23 protein-coding genes and 1 pseudogene are annotated in these 22,614 nt (G+C 65.4%); 22 read left to right on the top strand and 2 right to left on the bottom strand.

Going from position 1 to position 22,614, the window contains the following annotated elements; genetic code table 11:
- The first annotated feature begins 21 nt into the window (after positions 1-21).
- From E2493_RS07385 to E2493_RS07295, 19 genes are all read left to right on the top strand, one after another.
- A complete protein-coding gene (locus tag E2493_RS07385; protein WP_135085276.1) occupies positions 22-1,836 on the top strand; it encodes a PQQ-dependent dehydrogenase, methanol/ethanol family in 1,815 nt (604 codons plus the stop codon).
- Positions 1,814-2,356 carry a c-type cytochrome gene (locus E2493_RS07380; protein ID WP_135085274.1) on the top strand — a complete coding sequence of 181 codons (543 nt, stop codon included), beginning with the start codon at positions 1,814-1,816 and terminating at the stop codon, positions 2,354-2,356. Before E2493_RS07385 ends, E2493_RS07380 begins: the two co-directional genes overlap by 23 nt.
- Positions 2,356-3,381, top strand: a complete 1,026-nt coding sequence (gene coxB, locus E2493_RS07375) for a cytochrome c oxidase subunit II (protein WP_135085272.1) — start codon at positions 2,356-2,358, stop codon at positions 3,379-3,381. The genes E2493_RS07380 and coxB overlap by 1 nt, the downstream gene beginning before the upstream one ends.
- The gene (ctaD, locus tag E2493_RS07370; protein WP_135085270.1) at positions 3,378-5,303 is read left to right on the top strand and encodes a cytochrome c oxidase subunit I; all 1,926 of its coding nucleotides are present in this window, start codon (positions 3,378-3,380) and stop codon (positions 5,301-5,303) included. Before coxB ends, ctaD begins: the two co-directional genes overlap by 4 nt.
- Positions 5,300-5,917: a cytochrome c oxidase subunit 3 gene (locus tag E2493_RS07365; RefSeq protein ID WP_135085268.1), complete on the top strand. Its 618-nt coding sequence runs from the start codon at positions 5,300-5,302 to the stop codon at positions 5,915-5,917. The genes ctaD and E2493_RS07365 overlap by 4 nt, the downstream gene beginning before the upstream one ends.
- Positions 5,914-6,243 (top strand): hypothetical protein, encoded by a 330-nt coding sequence (locus tag E2493_RS07360; RefSeq protein WP_135085266.1) that lies wholly within the window; start codon positions 5,914-5,916, stop codon positions 6,241-6,243. The genes E2493_RS07365 and E2493_RS07360 overlap by 4 nt, the downstream gene beginning before the upstream one ends.
- A complete protein-coding gene (locus tag E2493_RS07355; RefSeq protein ID WP_135085264.1) occupies positions 6,240-7,115 on the top strand; it encodes a cytochrome c oxidase assembly protein in 876 nt (291 codons plus the stop codon). Before E2493_RS07360 ends, E2493_RS07355 begins: the two co-directional genes overlap by 4 nt.
- A gap of 25 nt (positions 7,116-7,140) precedes the next feature.
- On the top strand, positions 7,141-7,512 hold the full coding sequence (locus tag E2493_RS07350; protein ID WP_225421206.1) for a c-type cytochrome: 372 nt from the start codon (positions 7,141-7,143) through the stop codon (positions 7,510-7,512).
- Complete coding sequence (locus E2493_RS07345) at positions 7,512-8,477, top strand: PQQ-dependent catabolism-associated beta-propeller protein (RefSeq protein WP_135085260.1); 966 nt, start codon at positions 7,512-7,514, stop codon at positions 8,475-8,477. The genes E2493_RS07350 and E2493_RS07345 overlap by 1 nt, the downstream gene beginning before the upstream one ends.
- Positions 8,474-9,256, top strand: a complete 783-nt coding sequence (locus tag E2493_RS07340; RefSeq protein ID WP_135085258.1) for a substrate-binding domain-containing protein — start codon at positions 8,474-8,476, stop codon at positions 9,254-9,256. Before E2493_RS07345 ends, E2493_RS07340 begins: the two co-directional genes overlap by 4 nt.
- A 456-nt stretch (positions 9,257-9,712) precedes the next feature.
- Complete coding sequence (locus E2493_RS07335) at positions 9,713-10,618, top strand: tyrosine-type recombinase/integrase (RefSeq protein ID WP_135085256.1); 906 nt, start codon at positions 9,713-9,715, stop codon at positions 10,616-10,618.
- 6 nt (positions 10,619-10,624) lie between these two features.
- Positions 10,625-11,812, top strand: a complete 1,188-nt coding sequence (locus E2493_RS07330; protein ID WP_135085254.1) for an IS91 family transposase — start codon at positions 10,625-10,627, stop codon at positions 11,810-11,812.
- 881 nt (positions 11,813-12,693) lie between these two features.
- Entirely contained in the window at positions 12,694-13,803 is a 1,110-nt protein-coding gene (locus E2493_RS07325; protein ID WP_135085252.1) for a HigA family addiction module antitoxin, read from the top strand.
- Positions 13,804-13,890: 87 nt separating this feature from the next.
- Positions 13,891-14,199: a multiubiquitin domain-containing protein gene (locus E2493_RS07320; protein WP_135085250.1), complete on the top strand. Its 309-nt coding sequence runs from the start codon at positions 13,891-13,893 to the stop codon at positions 14,197-14,199.
- Complete coding sequence (locus E2493_RS07315) at positions 14,184-14,612, top strand: hypothetical protein (protein WP_135085248.1); 429 nt, start codon at positions 14,184-14,186, stop codon at positions 14,610-14,612. The genes E2493_RS07320 and E2493_RS07315 overlap by 16 nt, the downstream gene beginning before the upstream one ends.
- Positions 14,612-15,118, top strand: coding sequence for a hypothetical protein (locus tag E2493_RS07310; RefSeq protein WP_135085246.1), 507 nt, complete (start codon positions 14,612-14,614; stop codon positions 15,116-15,118). The genes E2493_RS07315 and E2493_RS07310 overlap by 1 nt, the downstream gene beginning before the upstream one ends.
- Positions 15,115-15,981 (top strand): HesA/MoeB/ThiF family protein, encoded by an 867-nt coding sequence (locus tag E2493_RS07305; RefSeq protein WP_135085244.1) that lies wholly within the window; start codon positions 15,115-15,117, stop codon positions 15,979-15,981. The genes E2493_RS07310 and E2493_RS07305 overlap by 4 nt, the downstream gene beginning before the upstream one ends.
- A gap of 72 nt (positions 15,982-16,053) precedes the next feature.
- Complete coding sequence (locus tag E2493_RS07300) at positions 16,054-16,875, top strand: hypothetical protein (protein ID WP_135085242.1); 822 nt, start codon at positions 16,054-16,056, stop codon at positions 16,873-16,875.
- Positions 16,876-16,900: 25 nt separating this feature from the next.
- Complete coding sequence (locus E2493_RS07295) at positions 16,901-17,758, top strand: hypothetical protein (protein WP_135085240.1); 858 nt, start codon at positions 16,901-16,903, stop codon at positions 17,756-17,758.
- A 348-nt stretch (positions 17,759-18,106) separates the two neighbouring features.
- Here the strand turns inward: E2493_RS07295 and E2493_RS07290 are convergent, their stop codons facing one another.
- Positions 18,107-19,297, bottom strand: coding sequence for an IS91 family transposase (locus E2493_RS07290; protein WP_135085238.1), 1,191 nt, complete (start codon positions 19,295-19,297; stop codon positions 18,107-18,109).
- Positions 19,298-19,303: 6 nt separating this feature from the next.
- Complete coding sequence (locus tag E2493_RS07285) at positions 19,304-20,206, bottom strand: tyrosine-type recombinase/integrase (RefSeq protein WP_135085236.1); 903 nt, start codon at positions 20,204-20,206, stop codon at positions 19,304-19,306.
- Between the two features lie 984 nt (positions 20,207-21,190).
- Between E2493_RS07285 and E2493_RS07280 the strand changes: the two genes are divergently transcribed.
- The 3 genes and pseudogenes from E2493_RS07280 to E2493_RS22285 form a co-directional block, all read left to right on the top strand.
- Positions 21,191-21,574: a hypothetical protein gene (locus E2493_RS07280; RefSeq protein ID WP_135085234.1), complete on the top strand. Its 384-nt coding sequence runs from the start codon at positions 21,191-21,193 to the stop codon at positions 21,572-21,574.
- Between the two features lie 375 nt (positions 21,575-21,949).
- The gene (locus tag E2493_RS07275; RefSeq protein WP_225421205.1) at positions 21,950-22,414 is read left to right on the top strand and encodes a winged helix-turn-helix transcriptional regulator; all 465 of its coding nucleotides are present in this window, start codon (positions 21,950-21,952) and stop codon (positions 22,412-22,414) included.
- Positions 22,415-22,436: 22 nt separating this feature from the next.
- Positions 22,437-22,614 (top strand): annotated as a pseudogene (locus E2493_RS22285) (IS110 family transposase); the annotation flags it as partial.

Below are 22,614 nucleotides of genomic sequence, written 5' to 3'. Positions count from 1 at the left end.
AAGAAAAACAGGGGAGAGTGGATGCGTCACGCGCTCGTGATCCGTTCGAAGGTCGCGCTGCTCGCATTCTTGCTGCTTGCCTGTCCCGGGTCTCAGGCCGTCGGCCAGGGGAATGGCGCGCGCGCGCCGGCCGCAGCCTCGCCGCCCGACGACGGCCAGTGGACGATGGCCGCCAAGGATTACGCGAGCACGCGGTTCAGCGCGCTCGGCGAGATAAACCGCGCGAACGTCTCACGACTGAAGCTGGCTTTCTCCTTCGATACGCAGAACCGGCGCGGGCACGAAGCCGCTCCGCTCGTCGTCGGGTCGATGATGTACATCATCACTCCCTATCCCAATCACGTCTGGGCGCTGGACCTTGCCCGCGGCGGACGGCTCGTCTGGGTGTTCAGGCCCCGACCGAAACCGGCGTCGCAAGGCGTCGCCTGCTGCGACGTGGTCAATCGCGGCGGCACCTATTCCAATGGCAACATCTACTTCGCGACGCTGGACGGCGACGTCTTCGCCATCCGCGCCAGCAACGGCCACCAGGTCTGGCGGACCTCCGTCGCCGACATCAACAAGGGCGAGACGGTCACGATGGCTCCGCTCGTGGCCGAGGGGAAGGTGCTGGTCGGCAATTCGGGCGGCGAATTCGGCGTGCGCGGCTGGCTGACCGCGCTCGACGCGGCCTCGGGCAAGCTCGCCTGGCGTGCCTACAGCACCGGCCCGGACGCGGATGTGCTGATCGGGCCGCAGTTCAAACCCTTCTACGCGATGGATCGCGGCAAGGATCTGGGCGTCAAGTCATGGCCCCCGGAGGCCTGGAAGACCGGGGGTGGCACCACCTGGGGCTGGATCAGCTACGATCCGGCGACCAGGACGCTGTTTCAGGGCACCGGCAATGCGGGCCCCTGGAATCCGCACCAGCGGCCGGGCGACAACAAATGGACGTCGGGGGTCTTCGCCCGCGACATCGCGACGGGCCAGGCGCGCTGGTTCTATCAATCCTCGCCGCACGACCATTTCGATCATGACGACATCAACGAGAGCATCCTGCTCGACATGCCGGTCGGCGGGCGAATGCGTCAGGTGCTCGTCCGCCCGGGCCGGAACGGCTATATGTACGTCATCGACCGCGGCACCGGGCAGGTGCTCTCGGCCGATCCCTACGGCTTCATCAACAGCGCGAAGGGCGTGGACCTGAAGACCGGCCGGCTGATCCCCGTAGAGGAGAAGGTGCCGCAGGAAGGCCGCGTCACCCGCAACATCTGCCCCGCAGCACCCGGCGCCAAGGACTGGAATCCCTCCGCCTTCAGCCCGCGCACCGGTCTGCTCTACGTGCCCCATCTCAATCTGTGCATGGACATGGGCGTGATCGAGGCGAACTACATCGCCGGCACACCCTATCTCGGGGCCGAGGTGAAGATGTACGCGGGGCCGGGCGGCCACCGCGGCGTGCTCACCGCCTGGGACCCGGTCCGGCGCAAGGCCGCGTGGGAGATCAGGGAGGATCTGCCGCTGTGGTCCGGTGCGCTCGCTACGGCCGGGGACCTCGTCTTCTACGGAACCATGGACGGACGCTTCAAGGCGGTGGACGGGCGCACGGGCAAGCTGCTCTGGCAGGAACAGCTGGAGAGCGGGATCATCGGTCAGCCGATCACCTATCGCGGCCCAGACGGGCGGCAATATGTCGCGATCCTTTCCGGCGTCGGGGGCTGGGCGGGCGCGATCGTCTCGGGGCAGCTCGATCCGGGTGATCCGACCAGCGCGCTCGGCTTCGTCAACGCGATGCGCGACCTGCCGGGGAAGACCAAGGCGGGAGGGAGACTCTATGTCTTCGCGCTCCCCCAATAAGTTGGCGCGCATCGGCCTCGCGGGCGCAGCGCTCCTGGCGCTCGGTGCCTGCGACCGCGAAGAGCGGGACACGTCGCGCCAGCCGAAGCCGGAGACCATTTCGCTCGCCTCGAGCGATCCGCGTGCGAAGGAGTATGAGAACAGCAGTTTCCACATCTCCCAGGGTCAGCGTTACTATTCCTGGATGAACTGCAGCGGCTGCCATGCGCTCGCCGGCGGCGGCGGCATGGGTCCGCCGCTGTCCGACGACGAGTGGCGCTACGGCGGGAGGATGGAGGATATCGTCCAGACCATCCTCAAGGGCCGTCCGAACGGCATGCCGGCGTTCGAAGGCCGGATCACCGAGCAGCAGGCCTGGCAGCTCGCCGCCTTCGTCCGCTCCCTCTCCGCGCAGCCGCGGCAGGACGTCCTACCCGGGCGAAGCGACGACATCAGCAATGCCGAGCCGCAGACGCTGGAAGAGCGCCGGCCGCAGCAGTCGGAGAGCAACACGACCCTGCCTTCGGCGGAGAAGGATTGATGCGACGGCGCCTCCTCCCCCTTCTTCCCTTGCTCCTCGTCGGGAGCGCATGCAGCGTCGACGGCATCCAGTCGGTCGGCGGGCGCGATGGACAGGGCGGCGCCGCCATCGCCGATCTGTTCGGCATCTTCCTGGTCGCAACCTTGCTGTTCGCCGCGGTCGTTGCGGCGTTCCTGGGCGCGGCGGCGCTCCGCCGCCGCGGTCGGCGGGCGGACGGCATCGAGGATCCCGAAGGATCGGGGACTGAGCGGCCGCTCAAGACCGGTCTCATCGTCTGGATCGCCGCCGTGGCGATCGGATTGTTCGGCCTGACCCTCGCCAGCCATCTCACCGACCGATCGATGGCGCGTGCGCTTCCCGATCCCGCCTCGGCCTTGCGGATCGAGATCGTCGCCAATCAATGGTGGTGGGACGTTCGCTATCACTTCCGCGATCCGTCGCGGGACGTGCGCACCGCGAACGAGCTCCACCTCCCGGCCGGCGTCCCGGCGCACGTGACGCTGAAATCCAACGACGTCATTCACAGCTTCTGGGTGCCGAACCTCGCCGGCAAGCAGGACCTCATTCCGGGTCGGATCACCGATCTGATGCTGATTCCGCGCAAGACCGGTGTCTATCGCGGTCAATGCGCCGAATTCTGCGGCATGCAGCATGCGCACATGGCGCTCGATGTGACGGTTGAGCCGCGCGAGGCCTTCGAACGCTGGCGCGCGCACAATGCCGCGCCCGCGGTGCCGCCGACCAATGCCCTGACCCGGGCGGGCTACGACTATTTCACCACCCGAGAGTGCAGCACGTGCCACGCCATCGCGGGAACTCCCGCCTCGGGTCAGGTCGCGCCAGATCTCACCCATTTCGCCAGCCGCAGGTCGATCGCGGCGGGGACGCTGCCGATGTCGCGCGGCCATATCTACGCTTGGATTGCCGATCCGCAGGGTCCGAAGCCGGGCAATGCGATGCCGTACATCGGGCTTGAAGCGGACGAGCTCCACGCCGTCGCCGCCTATCTGGAGTCGCTGAAATGACCGTGCTGAGCGGCAAGGATCTGCCGAGGGACGGCGAGATGCTGCAGGGCGTGGCGCTGCACGCGCGGCTGGAGGCGACGTGGCGGCGGGAGCCGGGCTTCTGGGGCTGGCTGACCACCGTCGATCACAAGGACGTCGCGCGGCGCTACATCGTCACGGCCCTGATCTTCCTGGCACTGGGCGGCGTGCTCGCCCTCGCCATGCGGCTCCAGCTCGCCAAGCCGGAAAACGCGCTGATGGGGCCGGACCGGTACAACCAGATCTTCACGATGCACGGCACGACGATGATGTTCCTCTTCGCCGTGCCGGTGATGGAGGCGATGTCGGTCTTCCTCGTGCCGCTGATGATCGGCACGCGCGCCATCTCGTTCCCGCGGCTCAACGCGTTCAGCTATTGGGTGTATCTCTCGGGCGGGCTGCTCTTGTGGGTCGCCTTCGTTCTGAACGTCGGCCCTGACGTCGGCTGGTTCGCCTACCCGCCGCTCGCCGGTCCCGAATACGGCACCGGCAAGCGGGCCGACGTCTGGGCGCAGATGGTCACCTTCACCGAGGTCGCGGCGCTTTGCATCTCGGTCGAGATCGTCGCCACGATCCTCAAGCAGCGCGCACCAGGCATGACCCTGGCGCGGATGCCGGTGTTCGTCTGGGTGTCGCTGGTCGTCTCGCTGATGGTGATCTTCTCGATGCCGGCGGTGACCCTTGCCTCGGGTTTCCTGCTCAGCGACCGGTTGGTCGGCACCCATTTCTTCAACCCGTTCGAGCATGGCGACGCCCTGCTCTGGCAGCACCTCTTCTGGTTCTTCGGTCACCCGGAGGTCTATATCATCTTCCTGCCGGGCGCCGGCTTCGTGTCGGAGATCGTCGCCACGTTCAGCCGCCGGCCCGTCTTCGCCTACCCCGCCGTGGTGCTCGCGGTGGTGGCGATCGGCCTCCTCGCCTTCGGTCTCTGGGTCCACCACATGTTCGCCACCGGCCTGCCCCGGCTCGGCTATTCCTTCTTCACCGCCGCCAGCATGGCCGTGGCGATCCCGTCCGGCATCCAGATCTTCTGCTGGATCGCGACGATGTGGAGCGGGCGTCCACGCTTCGAGGTACCGATGCTGTGGGTGGTCGGGTTCATCGTCACGTTCGTGCTCGGCGGCATTACCGGGGTGATGCTCGCGAGCGTGCCGCTCGACCTGCAGCTCCACGACACCTATTTCGTGGTCGCCCATTTCCATTACGTGCTGATCGGCGGCGCCGTCTTCCCGCTGCTCGGCGCCTTCGCTTACTGGTTCCCGAAGTTCACCGGCCGGATGATGGGGGATGGGCTCGGCAGGCTGAGCTTCTGGATCACCTTCGTCGGCTTTCACCTCACGTTCGCGCCGATGCACTGGACAGGCGTGATGGGCATGCCGCGGCGGGTCTACACCTATCCGGTCGGCATGGGCTGGGACCAGCTCAACCTCCTCTCGACCGCCGGGGCGTTCGTGCTCGCCACCGGGGTGCTGCTGTTCCTGGTCAACGCCGCCGTCTCGATCGCGCGCGGCCGGGTCTCGGGTCCCAATCCCTGGGACGCCGCCGGACTCGAATGGGCGACGAGCTCGCCGCCGCCGCCGTACAATTTCGCCCATATTCCGGTGGTGAGCAGCGCTTCGCCATTGTGGGACAACCGCCACCATCTTCCGGTCATGACCGGCCTGCGCGTCGACGACCGGGAGCTGCTTCTCACCACGGTGATGGAGGCGAAGCCGGATCTTCGCGAGCCTTCGCCGGAGCCCACCATCTGGCCGCTGGTCGCGGCGGCGGCGACCGGCGGGACCTTCGTGGCGTCGATCTTCACGCCGTGGGCAGTCGTGATCGGCGCCGTCCCGGTCGCCGCCGCGCTCACCTTCTGGTTCTGGCCGAAGGTGGCGCCGACACCGGAGCCCGTGGCGGAATGAGCGTCCCCGTCAAATTTTCCGGCGATCTCGCCGAGCTCCCCACCCATGCTTATGGGCATCGGAGCCTCACCTGGTGGGGGGTCGTCGCCTTCTTCATGATCGAAGGCGCGGGTTTCGCCTTCGCGATCGCCAGCTATTTCTTCCTGATGGGCAACGAGCAGGGCTGGCCGCCGAGCCGCTTCGAGCCGCCCAGCCTGCTCGCAGGCACCCTGTTCACGATCGTGATCCTGCTCAGCGAAATCCCCAACACGCTGGTCAAGCGGGCAGCCGAGAAAAAGGACCTGCGCGCCGTTCACCGCTACATGCTGATCCTGCTCGCGATCTGCCTCGTCCTGGGAGCGCTGCGCGCCTGGGAGTTTCTGCTGCTCAACGTCTGGTGGACGGACAATGCCTACGGCTCGATCATCTGGGCCCTGCTGTTCCTCCACGCGACCCACTTCGTCACCGATTTCGGAGACTCCGTGGTGCTGGCGGCGCTGATGTTCACCCGCCACGCGGCGGAGAGCCGGCGCTACGTCGACGTCGCCGAGAATGCCATGTACTGGCGGTTCGTCTGGCTGACCTGGCTGCCGCTCTACGTGCTGATCTACTGGGTGCCGAGGTGGGCGGCATGAGCCGGAGCGCCCGCAAGACCCTGGCCCTGTCATGGGGCGCGCTCGCCGTCGGCGGCTTCGCCTGGTTCGGCTGGCACGAGCTCGGGAGCCAGCTCGCCTTCACCAGATGCGGCGCGACCGGTGCGGTCCCGCTCCTGCTGATCGCTCTCCTCGCGCTGCTGCTGATCGGCACCGGCTTTGCCTTGTCCTGGCGAGTGTGGCGCCACGGGGCTCCGGATGGACATCGTTTCGCCGCCATGCTCGGGCTCGGCGCCTCGGGGCTGTTCGCCTTCGCGATCGTGCTGCAGTTGACCGGCGCCTTGCTGCTGCCCCGGTGCTGGGGATGAGGGCCGCCGCCCTTCTCCTGCTCTTTCTCTCCTCGCCGGCGCTTGCCCACGCCGGGGAGACGCACGGCGGCTGGACGCTCGCGCCCTGGATCGTCGTTCCGCTGCTCGCATCCGCATCGCTCTACGGTTGGGGCTGGCTGCGCCTCCGGCGGCGTTCGGAGTATGGCCGCACCGCCCTCGGTCGCGCGGCTCTGCTGTTCGCGGCGGGCTGGGCCACGCTTGCGGCCGCTTTGGTCTCGCCGCTTCATGAGGCGGGCGAGGCGAGCTTCACGATGCACATGATCGAGCATGAACTGATCATGCTGCCGGCGGCGTTGCTGCTCGTGGCGGCGCGACCGGGCGCCGTGTTCCTGTGGGGCTTGCCCGCGGCCGCGCGCAACCGCATCGGGCGTGCGGTTCATGCCGCGAAGCCGGTCTGGCGGGGGCTCACCGATCCGGTCGCGGCGACCCTGCTCCAGCTGGCGGTGATGGCAGGCTGGCATGCGCCCGCCTTGTTCGGACGCGCGCTCGAACGCGATTCGTGGCATGTCGCTCAGCACCTCTCCTTCCTGCTCAGCGCTCTCCTGTTCTGGTGGGCCATGACCCACGGCCGCGGTGGCCGGCATGGCCATGGAACCGCGTCGCTGTGCCTGTTCCTCACGTCGCTCGGCGGCGGGGCGCTCGGCGCGCTGATGACCTTCTCGGGGAGCCCGTGGTACGAAGGCTATGCGGCGATGGGAATGACGCCCCAGGGCCTAACGCCGATCGAGGACCAGCAGCTCGCCGGCCTGCTGATGTGGATCCCGGGCGGCATCTTCCACGCCGCGGCCGCATTGTACTTCCTGTGGCAATGGCTGAAATCGAGCGAGGTCTCCCATGCCTTCGCGGAATAGAATCCTTGCGCTTCTGGCCGGCGCGGTGGCGATCACCGCCGCGGCGGGCGCGGGCCGCTACGCGGAGGTCACGCACGAGAAGGAGGAGCTGGTCCGCAAGGCCGCGGCGATGACCGGCGGCGACGTGCAACGCGGCGAGGCGGCCTTCAGCCGCTATGGCTGCGGGGGCTGCCACGCCGTGAAGGGCGTACCGCAGGCCTCCGGCACGGTGGGGCCTCCGCTCGACGGAGTGGCCGTGCGCGCGATCATCGGCGGCCGTCTGGAGAACAAGCCGGCCAATCTGCAGCGCTGGATCGTCGATCCGCAGTCCGTCTCGCCAGGCACCGCCATGCCGCGACTGGGCGTGACGCCCGCCGACGCGCGCGACATCTCTGCCTTCCTCTACACCCGCACCTGATGCGCCCGCTGCTGTTCCTGGCGCTCGGCTGCGGCGCGCCCGCGGCTGCCGAGACGATCTGGGTCTCGAACGAGGCCGCCGACCGGATCCATCTGATTGACGCGGCGACGCTGAAGGAGAAGGGGCAGATCGCCGTCGGCGCCGGGCCTCGCGGCATCGTCGCCGCGCCGGACGGGCGGTCGGTCTATGTCGCCGTCAGCAAGGACAATCGCATCGCGGTGGTCGACATCGCCACCGCCAAGGTGACCGGTTATCTGCCTTCAGGCCCCGATCCGGAGACCTTCGCTCTGTCTCCTGACGGCAAGACCTTGTTCGCCGCCAATGAGGACGACAATGCGCTGAGCATCGTCGACGTCGTGGACGCGAGGCTGCGCCAGGAGGTGATGGTCGGCGGCGAGCCGGAGGGGACCGCCGTCAGCCCCGACGGCAAGCTCGTCGTCCAGACTTCGGAAAGCGCGTCGATGGCGCATCTCATCGACGCCGCGAGCGGCGAGGTGACCGACAACCTGCTGGTGGACACTAGGCCGCGTTTCGTCGCCTTCACCCCCGACGGGCGCCATTTCTGGGTGTCCTCGGAAGTCCGCGGCACGGTGACGGTGTTCGACACCGCGACGAGGAAGCAAGTCGGCAAGATCGATTTTCAGGCGGCGGATCTGGTGACGCCGGATGCCGACGTCTTCGTCCAGCCGGTGGCGATCGCCTTCACCCGGGAAGGCAAGCGCGCCTTCGTGGCGCTCGGCCGCGGGAAGCTCGTCGCGGAGGTGGATCCGGCAAAGCTGACGATCGTCCGCACCTTTCCCGTCGGCTGGCGAGCCTGGAATCTCGCCCCCTCCCCCGACGAGCGCCGGCTCTACACGGCGAATGGCCTCAGCGAGGATCTGACCGCGATCGATCTCGATGCCAATCGGGTCATCGACTCGGTGAAGCTCGGCGGCCGTCCCTGGGGCGTGGCGGTGACGCGATGAGGGCGCTGCTCGCCGCCTTGCTGCTGATCGGCGCAACGCCTGCGGGCGCCCGCGAACTCAAGGTCTGCGCCGATCCCAACAATCTGCCCTTCTCCAACGCAAAGGAAGAGGGGTTCGAAAACAAGCTGGTCGCGCTGATCGCCGCCGATCTCGGCGCAGAGGTTCGCTACACCTGGTGGGCGCAGCGCCGGGGCAATGTGCGCGAGACGTTGAACGAAGGCCTTTGCGATCTCATTCCGGGGGTGGGCGCCAGCCTCGAGATGCTCGGGACGACACGGCCTTATTATCGCTCGACCTATGTCGTGGTCACACGTGCCGAGCGCGGTCTCGACATCGCATCGTTCGATGACGAACGCCTGCGGACGCTGAAGATCGGCGTCCAGCTGATCGGCGACGATTTCTCGAACACCCCGCCCGCTCATGCTTTGTCGCGGCGCGGCATCGTCGACAATGTGCGCGGTTACATGGTCTATGGCGATTACGGGACGCCGGCGCCGCAGGCCGCGATCGTCGAGGCCGTGGCGTCGGGCGAGATCGACCTTGCCTTCGTCTGGGGCCCGGTGGCGGGCTATTTTGCCGGCCGGCACGGGGGAGGCCTCAAGGTCACGCCGCTCGCCCGCGCGTTCGACGGACCGCAGCTGCCGATGGTATTCGATATCTCGATGGGCACGCGCAGGGCGGACGTCGCCTTGCGCGGCGAGATAGAGGCCGTGCTGGCGAAGCGGCACGCCGAGGTGCGCAAGCTCCTCGAGGACTATCACGTCCCGCTGCTCGATTGACGCCGGCGGCTGGCCGCGCGCCCGGCGACAGCCCGCGGGTACGGTCGCGATCGTCTGCCAACGGCTCTCTCCCGCGAGAGCCGTCGCTTATCTCCCTGTCTCTTTCGAGCGGTGCACTCGAGCGGGGTTTGCTGTTAATACAGAAAGAATGCAGGCGCGGGCGGTGGCGGCGCGGCCGACACGCGTCCCCCTGCCGCGGGCACAAAAAAACCGCCGCGGCGTGTGCCTTGGCGGTTGTGTGTTGGTTGCGGGAGCACGATTTGACCTTTGCAGAACTCGCGTTCGGCTGACCGACCACGCCGTCGTGCCCAGCAGGAAGAGACGGTCTGAATGACCGACTCTGGTGCGCTACGCTCGGCCGATCTTGGCTGGACCTGGCCGTGGAACGAACCCGCTGCGCGGGATGGGTGCGGGTGACGAGGTAAAATCGGCTTCTCAGATGTGAGGAGCCAGATGATGACCACTCCCTTTCCAGCAACTGCGATCAGCCCCCTGCGCCAGCGCCTGATCGACGACATGAGGATGCGGCGGTTCAGCGAAGCGACGCAGCGCAACTACATCCGCGATATCGGGCGGTTCGCGACGTTCCTCGGCCGTCCGCCGGATCGGGCGACGGCGGAGGACCTGCGCCGCTTCCAGGTCGAGCAGCGCGATGCCGGGATGGCGGCACCGACGATGAACAGCATCGTCTCAGCGCTGAGGTTCTTCTTCACGCACACCGTCGACCGACCGGATCTCGCGCGCAAGCTGGTGCGGGTCTTTCATCCGCGCACCCTGCCGGTGGTGCTGAGCCGCGATGAAGTCGCGCGCCTTCTCGATGCGACGACCTGTCTCAAGCACCAGGCTGCCCTGGCGGTTGCTTATGGCGCCGGCCTCCGCGTCGCCGAGGTCTCGGCGCTCAAGGTCCGCGACATCGACAGCGAGCGGATGCTGATCCGGGTCGAGCGCGGCAAGGGTGGCGAGTACCGCAATGCCCTGCTCCCGGCCGATCTGCTCTTCCTGCTGCGCCAGTGGTGGAGAGTCGGGCAGCAGCAGGGCGTGATGCATCGCGACGGCTGGCTGTTTCCGGGTCAGCACACGATGAAGCCGATCAGCACCCGCCAGCTTCATCGCATCGTCGTCGAGGCCGCGCAGGCGGCGGAGATCGCCAAGCACGTCGGTCCGCATACGCTGCGCCACAGCTTCGCCACGCATCTGCTCGAGGACGGCGTCGACATAAGGGTGATCCAAACCCTGCTCGGCCACGCCAAGCTCGAAAACACTGCATTCTACACCAAGGTCGCGACCAGGACGGTGCGCGCCGTCACCAGCCCGCTCGACAAGCTGGGCATGCTCAGGACGGGAGTGGCGCCCGGCGGCTGAGGCCCAGTGCGCGCCTCCCTGGAGGTCGCCGACATCTTTCGGATCGCAGGTCCGGCCTATCGCTCTGCCCATGCCGGTCACCTGAGCCTTGCCCAGCTCAAGATCATGTCGGCGATCGAGTCCTGTCGCACCGCTGCCCTCGGTGGTCATGTCGAGGGCTGCGAAGACTGCGGCCACCGCCGCATTGCCTATAACAGTTGCCGCAACAGGCACTGCCCCAAGTGCCAGGGCGCAGCGGCTCGTATCTGGCTGGCGGAGCGCGAGGCCGACCTGCTCCCGGTCGGCTACTTCCACGTCGTCTTCACTCTGCCGGCCGAGATCGCTCACATCGCCTTCCACAACAAGGCCGCGATCTACGGCCTGCTCTTCCGCGCCGCCTCCGAGGCGATGATGACGATCGCCGCCGATCCGAGACACCTCGGCGCCCGTATCGGCATTACCGCCGTGCTCCACACCTGGGGCTCGGCGCTGACCCACCACCCGCACGTCCACATGATCGTGCCGGGCGGCGGCATCTCGCTCGACGGCACGCGCTGGATTTCTTCGCGCACCTGCTTCCTGCTGCCGGTGCGAGTCCTCGGCAAGCTCTTCCGACGGCTCTTCCTGACCCGGCTGCTCGAGCTGCACAGCTCGCTCGCTTTCTACGGACGCAGCGCCGGCCTGGCCGATCGCGGCGCTTTCGCCCGTTACCTCGCGCCGCTGCGCAAGAAGCGCTGGGTGGTCTACGCCAAGCCTCCTTTTGGCGGGCCCGAGGCGGTGCTCGCCTATCTCGCCCGATACACCCACCGCGTCGCCATCTCGAACCGGCGGCTGATCGCCCTCGATGAGCGCGGCGTTACCTTCCGCTACAAGGATTACCGCCGCGACGGCGCCGAGCGCTACGGCACGATGACGCTCGCCGCCGACGAGTTCATCCGCCGTTTCCTGCTCCACGTCCTACCGCGCGGCTTTCACCGCATCCGGCACTACGGGTTGCTCGCCGCCTCCTCGCGCAAGACGAGCATCGCTCGCGCCCGCGAGCTCCTCGCCGTCGCGCCTCCGCCGCCAGCCGCAGAGCCGGTCGAGCCTCCCGATCCGCTCCCGCCTTGTCCATGCTGCGGCGGCCGCATGCGCATCATCGAGACCTTCGAGCGCTGGATGCAGCCGCGCGGCCCGCCGGCGTCCGCCAATGCAATCCGGACGATCGCCGCGTGACCCGGCACGCACTGCTCCTGCCCGATGCCGCAGCCCTGACGCTCCGGTCTGCGCCCCAGCTCACGCCGGCGCTTGTCATCGACGGCGTCAGCCTGGTCAGACGCATCGCCGCCACCCCGAAGCCCCGCCACACTATCGACGGACGCGACCTGCAAGGAAGCTCAGGGCGCCTCTCCCGCCGGCGCCCGGTCCCAGCCTCCACGGCCAAATTCACAAATCCCCATAGGCCGCGATCTCGGTCCCCGCGGGTTCCTTCCTCGGGGACTTTCGTACGCCTGCCGGCGCCCGAAACTCTTCACGGTAGCGGACGGGCAGCTTTCAGAAACCGGAGCCCGGAAAGCCGCCACTGCCCGACAATCGACCACCGACGAAGCTATAGGTTGCGGATATGCCTTTCCATTTGCACGCCCCACACGCAGCCGCAATCCGCCGCCAATGCACGAATATCGCAAAGTGCGTGGGTGCGTTTGGCTGTTGTGGGTTGCCACGGCCAAAAAAGGTGTTACCTGAGACGAAACAGTTTGTGGGGCTGACGTTTTGGAGATCTCCTTTCCCGATGAGGAGGCTCGAGATCTTTTCTGTAGTCGCGAGCGCCTCGAAGCCGCCCTGGGCATGACCGTGGCAAGGCTCATCTGCTGCCGCCTCTCAGTACTCCGAGCGGCCGCGACCTTGGCTCTCGTGCCCACGGAGCCCCCAATCCACCTCACTAGATCACCTGGGAAGAAACGGCGATTTTCTGTCGCTGCAGGACGTGACCATCGCCTCGACTTCCGAGCGATGACCCCGAACGGGAAGGTGGAACAAGCTGTCGATCCGGCAGCCGTGACCCATATCGAGGTCACCGGCGTGCAGTGCACTCAGCTCCAGAAGGGAAAGAAGCCATGAATGCCCTCAGCGCCGACTTTGCGTATCGGCCAGATCACGCAACGCCACCCGGGCAGCTGATCCAAGAATATTTAGAAGAATTGGGAATTTCTGCGCGCGAGCTTGCGCGTCGGTGTGGCCGGTCTGGCAAGCTGATGACAGAAATCATCGCTGGTAAGGCGCCTATTGAGCCTGAGACGGCGCTGCAGTTAGAGCGGGTGCTCGGCTTATCTGCGTCTGTATGGATAAACATGGAAGCCGAGTACCAGCTTCATGTTGCCCGTGAGCATGAAAACAGGAATCTCACTGCGTGGCATGAATGGGCGAAGGCGTTCCCGCTTAAGGAACTAGCGGATCGTGATCTGATATCACGAGAAAAGGATCCTGCTGGGCAGGTGCGGGAGGTTTTAAAGTTTTTTGGTGTTGGAAGTGTTCGAGCGTGTGAGGAGAGAATTGAGGAACTCGTTGCTGCGGACTTCCGTACATCGCCTAGCTACGCCAACAGTCTGCAATCTCTAGCTGCCTGGCTGCGCATCGGGGAGCGAGAGGCGCAGAAGCAGCCCGCGTCGGATTACAGTCGAGAAGCCTTTCTAAAAACACTCAAAGAAATACGCGCACTAACTCTCGCACCTTTAGACCAAGCTCTGCCAGAGCTAGAGGAGAGATGTGCCAAGGCAGGCGTTGTGTTTGTGCTTGAGCGCCCCTTCTCAAAGGTCCGGGCGAGCGGAGTCTCGCGATGGCTGAGCCCGCGCCGCGCTCTGATTCAGCAGAGTCTCCGCTATAAAAGCGACGACCATTTTTGGTTCACATTCTTTCATGAATGCGCTCACCTTCTTCTTCATAGTCGAAAGGTAATATTCATTGACATGGCGAAGGGCTCTGGAAATGCTGCACCGAAGCAGGAGGAGGAGGCAAACGATTGGGCCGCCGACTTCCTGATCCCACATGCGGCCTTGAAACGCTTTCTCCGTGGATTCTCGGGCGACGAGGGCGAAATCGTCGACTTCGCAGCAGAATGTGGAGTGGCGCCAGGAATTGTCGTGGGCCGTCTCCAACACCTCGGCGCTTTGGAATTTAGCTCCATGAACCACCTCAAGTGCCGCTACGCTTGGAGTGCGGATATGTAGCTGTCTCCCTTCGGGTAACAGCATTTTTCGAAAAATCTGCCACCTGATACGTATCACTTTCTTGACGCAGATAGGGTGAGGCCCTATTTGCTGGCCATCGGCGAATCTCGCCGGCCACGTCAGGAGGGCATCATGGTTCAGGAAGCAGGGACCGGATCCAATCCAAGCAAGGCGCAGGGGCCAAAGTACTTCGTCACGATCGAGAACCAGGAATACCCTTGGGACAAGCCGACCATCTCCACCGAGGAGATCGCGGCGCTGGGCGGCTTCGACGCGAGCCAAGGGGTCATCGAGATCGATGCGGAGAATGACGAGCGGACGCTCGCTGTCGGCGAGGTCATTACGCTGAAGCCTGGCCACGGGTTCGGCAAGAAGTTCAAGTGGCAGCGCGGCTGATGAGGTCGCGACTTGCCGAGGAATATGCGCTGCTCCGGGAGAGTTTTCCCGGAGCGGTTCATCAGGAGCACAGCGGCAACGACTGGTTCCTGCTTCCCGCATACCGCTGTCCGCCTTCATGGCGAGAGAACGGTCAGCCGATCGACACCGTCCGTCTCGCATTCATGGTGAACTCAAGCTATCCGGGCCAGCAGCCCTACGCGTTTTTGGCCCCGCGAACCCTCACATTTAGCGGTACCACGCCCAACAACTTCGCCGACGTGCCGGACGGACACTGTCCCTTCGAAGGCGGGTGGGCACAGTTTTCCTGGTCGCCGAATTTCCCCTGGGAGCCGGAAGCGGAAGTCCGGTCAGGCGTCAATCTGCTCCACTGGGCGCGAAGCTTCGGTGAGCGCCTGAAGGAGGGCGTGTGATGACAACACTCCACATAAGTTCAGGGTCGCTGCGTTCGCTGTTCGACCACCTTCTTCCCACAGACGATGACCGGGAGCAGGCCGCATTCCTGTTTGCAACCCGGGACGAGGGGTCAGATGCTTTCACCGCGATTGACGCAATGCTGATCGGCCCGAGTGATCTCGCCGAGCAGCACGACGATTATCTCGAGCTTACCGACGAAGCACGAATTCGGGTGATCAAGCGTGCGCATGCGCTCGGTGCCTCGGTGGTCGAGCTGCACTCGCATCCCTTCCCTCTTCCGGCGGCGTTCTCGATGGCCGACCGGAGCGGTCTTCGGGAGACGGTGCCGCACATGTGGTGGCGCTTGAGAGGCCGTCCATATTTCGCGGTAGTCGTCGCGCCGGCCAGTTTCGACGCGCTGGTCTGGCTTGACAATCCTGAACTGCCGCAGCCGCTCGAGGCCATCGTTTGCGGCGATGAGCGGCTCACGCCAACAAACCTTAGCCTTGGGGGCTGGCGATGAACGCAGGTGAAGAACGATTCGATCGCAACATTCGGCTGTTCGGGCCCGAGGGGCAGGCGCGGCTGCGGAACACCCACGCAGTCATTGTGGGCACCGGCGGGCTGGGCAGTCCAAGTGTTCAGCATCTGGCCCTCCTGGGCGTTGGCGCGATCACCGCCATCGACGACGAGGATCTTGAGGAGAGCAACCGCAACCGCTTCGTCGGCGCGCGCGCATCAGATCCAGTCCCCGGTTCCGCAAAGGTGGACCTCGCCTGCCGACTGGCGAACGAAATCGACCCGTCAATCCGGGCGACGCCAATCAAAGCCGGTTTGGTTTCGAGCGCCGCCTTTCAGGCCATCCAGGCCGGCGACTTTATCTTCGGCTGTTTTGACCATGACGGACCTCGTGCGCTCTTGAATGAGCTCTGCCAAGCATACGCCAAGCCCTATATTGACCTTGCGTCGGACGTTCCCGAGCCCGGCGCCTACGGTGGGCGGGTGTTCGTCTCAACCGGCGGTGGAGGTTGCTTGAGTTGTTTCGGTGTCCTCGACCAGCAGCAGGTGCAAGCCTACTTCGCAGGCGAGGAAGAAGCTCAACGCCGCGACGATGCCTACGGCATCGACAAGACGTTGCTCGACGCGAAGGGCCCCTCTGTCTCGCCGGTGAACGGAGTAGTCGCGAGTCTCGGAGCGGTCGAGTTCATGGCGGCCGTAACCGGTCTGCGGACGCCGAAGCGTCACCTTACCTACCGTGCTGACCAGGGCCGGGTAGGCAATGTGAACGATAGGCCGAAGGCCAACTGCTACTATTGCCGTGTGCAATATGGACGGCGCGAGGCGGCGGACGTCGAGCGTTATCTTCGGGGGAAGCACCTTCGGTAAGTTGCAGATCGTGTCCTGCCTTTGACAGGTGCTGCGACCAACCATAGCTTCTTCCCGGGGGGAGCGTCGCCGATGACCACGATCTGGAGCCCGCATCAGGACGAACAGGTCCGCGACCACGAGTTGTTCAAAGATCGTTTCTGGGGTCGGCTTGTGACCGAAGTCAGCCAGGCCGCGGCAGGCAGCGCGTCCAACGAATACGAGCGAGAGGACAACATCCGGCGTGGCCTCGACGTTGTGGAGACGGCGGCAAGAGCCGTCGATCCGAACTGGTGGGATCGCAATAGCAAAAAGGGGGCTCTCGCGTGGCACCACCGCTCGAGGCCGACGCTCGCTGGCAAGAAGCACGCCGACCCGTACATCATTCGCCTCGATGTCGAAGAAGCCGCCGCCGGCTATCTTGCCCTGTCCTATCGCGTTGATGATCTCGATCGCTTGCTGACCGACATGCTCATGGCAGCGGAGATGTTCGCGTTCGCCGACGAGATGCAACCTCAGCTGACGCAGAAGCTCCCTACGGTGCTCTCCTGGTTGTGGAGCAATCTCAAGTCTCTCGTAATTGGCCTCTCGATTGCGGGCGTGCTCGCCTGGCTCGCACCCGAGGCCACCGTCGTGCTGTGGATGGCCGGGATCATCGCCGGCCTCACCCTCCTCGGTGCTGCTTTCTCCCTGGTGGTGTTCCCTTTCCTCTACCCAGGAATTCGGGCGCAGCGGCAGAAGTTCAACGCTACCATCATGGGGATGATTGACGCCTACGCTGCGCTGGACGGTGCACCCGCTTCGGTCTCCCACATTAGGAAGCTGGTAGACCGTGCCACTGACGCCGGTGTTGTCTGGCCTGCGCCTTTGATGGCGTTGCTCGACGACGTAGCCGATCGAAGGAAGGCGATCTAATCATCTGTCGATGCGAGATGATGCCATGTCTGGTGCGAACGGTACGCCTGCGGACCACTTGCACGACCGTGGTCGTGGCGTGCTGCACGCGCAGGCCGGTGCGCTGGACGCGATTATTCACGACCTGCACCTACTCGATCCCGATTTGGATAACATCGCGATTAGGGTCCCACTCCTAATGCTCCAAGCTGTGGGCGTGTCACTAGATAGCGTGCTCGCCCTGACCCGGAGCCGAGACATGGCCATCCGTGATGGCTTTGGCATCACGCGTTCAGCGGTGGAGACAGCGGTGAACGCCGCTTACATCGCGGTGGGCGGCGAGGCTATCGCGGAGCAGGCCGTTCGACATATGCGCCAGAAGCGGTGGCGCGACCTCAGCCGTGAAGCGAACATTGGCGGCTGGCGCATGAGCGTGAGGCGCGACATCGGGCTAACGCCGGACGATCTGCCTGGCCTCCCGGAGGCGCTGGAGGAGTACACGAACAAGCGGGGGCGAGAGATACGCGACTGGTCCACCGCCACTATCGAGGAGCGGATCGATGCTGTCACACAGCGGTCGAGGCGTGCGGGGCTTTGCGTCGGGGCAGCTGTCTTCGCGATTTACCGACCCTCCTCAGAGCTGCTGCACGGCACCTACTACGGGGTGAATTACTTCTGGCAGGGCAGCCGCGAGCGCCCCGCAAGAAGCCGAGCTGCCTTCGATCACCTTTGGTTACTCGAACACTTTGTCACGGTGCTGTCTGCGATGTTCTTCGGCACTAGCGGAGTCATAGACGCGATGGCCGCTGTGTTCGACCTAGCCGCGCACGCGAGCCGGCAGGATGAACTCGCCCGCGAGTTGACGCGGCTAATTGACGACATGAACGGCTTGGAAGAGGCGTAGGAACGTCCGCTTCGAGACGACGCTCAGGCATTGCTGAACGGCCGCGATTGTGAAGGATTTCGGATGCCGGCAGGCGTACGAAATCCTCCAATGTAGGAACCCGCGGGTGCGGAGCGCGGCGCTATGGGGTTTTGAGATTCCGGCTGCTGACAGCGGCTCGACGCCGGATGGTCTGGCGTGGCTCGGCGGCAATGAGAGCAGCGACCTGGCGCACCGGCGGCGGCATGATCCGGCCTCGCGATCGGTCGTGGAGGCCTGGCCGGACGTCCTTCGAAGCGAGAGAGACGACTGGGGCGGTCGGCTGGAGCGCTACCGCAGCAGCATCGAGGTGGAACAGGCCGTGCCGGGTCACGGCGCCTTCTCCCGGGCGAGCGCGACCACCGGGGGCGGTGGGCGCTTCTGGCGCCATCGCTCGAAACTGTCGATGATGCGCATGCGTCCGCCGCAGCAGGGACAGGGCGGCAGCGGCGCGGGCTGATCCGCTGGTGGCGGTTCGGACGGCGGTGCCACTGGGAGGAGCTCGCGGGCACGGGCGATGCTCTCCTTGCGGGAGGCGCTGGCGAGCAGGCCGTAGTGGCGGATACGGTGAAAGCCGCGGGGCAGCACGTGGAGCAGGAAGCGGCGGATGAACTCGTCGGCGCCGAGCGTCATGGCGCGGTAGCGCTCCGCGCCGGTGCGGCGATAGTCTTTGAAGCGGAAGGTGACACCGCGCTCGTCGAAAGAGATCAGCCGCCGGTTCGAGATGGCGACGCGGTGGGTGTAGCGGGAGAGATAGGCGAGCACCGCCTCGGGCCCGGCGAAGGGCGGCTTGGCATAGACCACCCACCTTTTCTTCCGGACGGGCGCCAGGTGGCGCAGGAATGCTCGCCGGTCGCTGAGGGCGGCCAGCGCTCCGAAGAAAACGAGCCGGCCGGTCTCGTGCAGGGCATTGAGGCGGCTGAGGAAGAGGCGTCGGAAGAGCTTGCCGAGCACCCGGACCGGCAGCAGGAAGCCGGCGCGCGAGGAGACCCAGCGCTGCCCGTCGAGCGAGATGCCGCCGCCCGGCACGATCATGTGGACGTGCGGATGATGGGTCATCGCCGATCCCCAGGTGTGCAGGACTGCGGTGATCCCGATGCGGGCGCCGAGATGCCTCGGATCGGCGGCGATCGTCATCATCGTCTCCGACGCCGTCCGGAGCAGCAGGTCGTAGACGGCCGCCTTGTTGTGGAAGGCCACGTCGGCGACCTCGGCCGGCACCGTGAAGACGACGTGGAAATAGCCGACCGGCAGCAGGTCGGCCTCGCGCTCGGCGAGCCAGGCGCGAGCCGCAGCGCCCTGGCATTTTGGGCAGTGCCGGTTGCGGCAACTGTTATAGGCAATCCGGAGGTGGCCGCAGTCCTCGCAGCCCTCGACATGGCCGCCGAGAGCGGCGGTGCGGCAGGCCTCGATCGCCGACATGATCTTGAGCTGGCCCAGGCTCAGATGCCCGGCATGACGTGAGCGGTATCCCGGCCCGGCGCTGCGGAAGATATCGGCGACCTCGAGCGAGGCGCGCACGGGCTGTCAACCGGCGGGCTCTCTCCCCTCCATCACGGCCGCAAGCCGCTCGAGCGGGCCGGTAACCGAGCGGATCGTCCGCGTCGCGACCTTGGCGTAGAGCGCCGTCGTGTCGAGCTTGCTGTGGCCGAGCAGCACCTGGATGACGCGAATGTCGACATCCTGGTCGAGGAGGTGGGTGGCGAAGCTGTGCCGCAGGGTATGCGGAGTGACGCGCTTGCGGATCCCTGCGGCCTCGGCGGCCTCGTGCACGGCGCGATTGAGCTGACGCGTCGACAGCGGATCGGTGTAGCTGCGCCCGGGAAACAGCCATCCGTGCGGCAGCAAGACGCTGCGGCGCCTGCCCTCACGCCACCACAGCCGCAGCAGAGCCAGCAACTGGGGCGACAGCATCGCGTTACGATCCTTGCGGCCCTTGCCCTGCTCGACCCGGATCAGCATCCGCGTGCTGTCGATGTCGTCGACCTTGAGCGTGGCGACCTCGGAGACCCGCAGCCCGGCCCCGTAGACGGTGCCGAGCGCCGCCCGGTACTTGAGGCCGGGCGCCGCCTCGAGCAGGCGACCGACCTCCTCGACGCTGAGCACGGTCGGGAGCTTGCGAGCATAGCGGGTGAGCACCAGCCGCCGTGCCAGATCCGGCCGATCGAGCGTCACGCTGAAGAAGAAGCGCAGTGCCGACACTGCGCTGTTGACGGTGGGCGCCTGCGCGCCGCTCTCGGCCTGGTGAACCTGGAAGCGACGGACATCCTCGGCCGTGGCCGTGTCGGGAGGCCGCCCCAGGAAAGCGGCGAAGCTGCGCACGAACCGGATGTAGTCGCGCTGCGTGCCCTCGCGCAGGCCGCGCATCGCCATGTCCTCCAGCATGCGCTGGCGGAGTGGGCTGATCGGACGGGGGAACTGTGTCGTCATTGCGTCTTCCTCTCGAGCTGAAGGGTGACCCCTCAGGCTCGGAGGACGACTCCGATGCGCTCAAGCAATATCGATGACCCGCTGCCTCACCGCTCGCGCCAATCCCGCGCGAGCGGGTTCGTACTTTGGCGCATTCTAGCCCGGCTGCTTTTCGGCTGGAGCTGGGCGCGAGCCGACTGGCAGCTTTCAACGATCGCTCGCGGCAATAGCTGCCGTTCGCAACCGGGACAGAGGGTCGACAGCTAGCGAGCCCTTTTTAGCCTGTCGAGGCTAGGGCGCGAACTCCTGCGCCCAACAAAATTGAGCCGCATCTCACGGAGACCTCATCCGGAAGAAGTTCTACGATGTTGCTAGCATCAGATCATGCCGTGCGACTGCGGCTCTTAGGTAAGGTCGGCGATGGAGGCGTTCGGTTCATTTATCGCGCCAATCAAGAAGCTCGAGAGTCGACGGGCGATGCTCAGCTAGAGGTAATTCACATTCTAAATTTGACTAAATACGACGCCGGTGCCGATCTGTTCGAACGAGTCGCAATAAGAGTGCTCGTATGATCGGCGCTGGGATCGAGCGCCCCCGCACCACCGGCACGCCTGCTCAAGTAGCTCACCCATCAGTTGGATCACGCATCGCCCCCCGCCCCCCCCTGTCCTGGGGCACACCGCGCCGGAGAGCCTCTTCAATCCAAGATGGAGCAAAGTTGGCGAGCGTCCATTCCGCAGATGTCCTGACCCGAGCCTCCTGGCTTGTTTAGCACCGCTCTCAGACCGATCGCGTGCGCTAAGCGGAAGAGCGTCCCGCGAGCGGGAGGCGAACCAATCCGCTATCGGCCCCGTAGCGGGCGAGCTCGGGGCGCTGAAGAGAGGTTCCCCCCTCGTGTCGACGACTGGGCCGGAGTGAACTCAGGTGCTCTGTCGGACGTTGCCGGTGGAGAACTCCACCTCGCGCCGCCGATCAATTTGCCGCCGGTAAACAACAGGAACAGATATGCCCTTGTACATCCTGCCAGGCATCCTTCTCGCCAAGGCGCTGCAGCCGACGGCGGTTACCGAACGCCCTCTCGTGATCACCGTCCCCGCGGCAGTGCTGAATCCAGGCTACTGGAACGTCCCCGTGAAGATCTGTGGAAAGGTTGTGTTAGACGGCATGGCCGAGCAGGTGGCATTGCGCGGGTCCGATCAGAGGCTGCGGATCGCCCCTGCTGCGAAGGGGCTTCCGAAAACAGGTGTCGAAGATTGCCTCACCGGTGTGGTTCGCCGGACCGATACCGAGCAGCGGCCTTCCGGCGCACGAGCAGACACACCGCCGACGGCCGCGAGCCGCGATCTCATCTTCCGCCTGTGCTCGACTCAAGCCGACTGCGTCGAATGACCTTGTCTGCCGGCACTCGCTCGCCTTTCACCAACCACTCCACGGCCGGCGCGTACTTCATTGTTACGCAGCGTTAGCGAGACCATGCTCGAGCGCGACGCCGAAGCCAAAGCGTCCCGGTCGCAAGCGCGGGAAGACTTGAGAACCTGCGCCGCCCCCTCCGCAACGGTAAAGCAAAAGGAACAAGCGTGCGTCCACCGGCGCGTCCGGCCAGCTGCCCGCTGATGGGTCGCATCAGTGTTAGTTTCTGTAGACAACGGAACCGGATGGTCCCACCATCACCCAACGGTGAATGCTCCCGCCTTGTCGCTCGGTGAGCCCGCAGGCGGGACGAACATGATCCATGCGAGGCATTCTTAGCCGATGGGAGGAGGCATGATCGAGCTCAGTCACCATAAAGCCATGCTACGGGAATGCTCCATCCCTGCAGCGCTTGAAGTCGTCGGGGAGCGCTGGTCCTTCCTGATTCTGCGGGCCGCTTTCAATGGCTTGTCTCATTTCGAGGAGTTCCAGCGTACCTTGGGTATCGCCCGCAACATTTTGTCCAGTCGTCTAGTGCGCCTTGTTGAAAACGGTGTACTGGACCGGGTGTGTGACAAGACTGACCGCCGCAAAGTCGAGTACCGCTTGACCGCAAAAGGAGATGCACTCCTCCCCGTGGTCATCGCAATCCGCCAATGGGGCGAACAGTGGGTGCGAAGGGGTGAAAGCCAGCTCGTTCTCGTCGACGTCAGGGACAGACTTCCAATTGCGCCGATCGAAGTCCGCGCGGCGGATGGACGAAAGCTGATGGGGTGGACGCCCCCCGACGGCATCGATGTGCCAAAGTGGAGGTGTTGAAACACCACTGAGGGAGGCGTCCGTGTCGGAAGTTACCACAATCGGTCTGGATATCGCCAAGAGTGTTTTTCATGCGCATGGCGCAGATGCGCGCGGTACGCTGGTGTTCAGCCGCAAGCTCACGCGCGGCAAGCTGCTCGACTTCTTCGCGGGGCAGCCGCGATGCATTGTAGCGCTGGAGGCGTGCGGCGGTGCGCATC

This window comes from Sphingomonas parva (ex Maeng et al. 2020) (assembly GCF_004564275.1).
Classification (GTDB): domain Bacteria; phylum Pseudomonadota; class Alphaproteobacteria; order Sphingomonadales; family Sphingomonadaceae; genus Allosphingosinicella; species Allosphingosinicella parva.
This window is presented reverse-complemented; position numbering and strand designations above follow the sequence as displayed.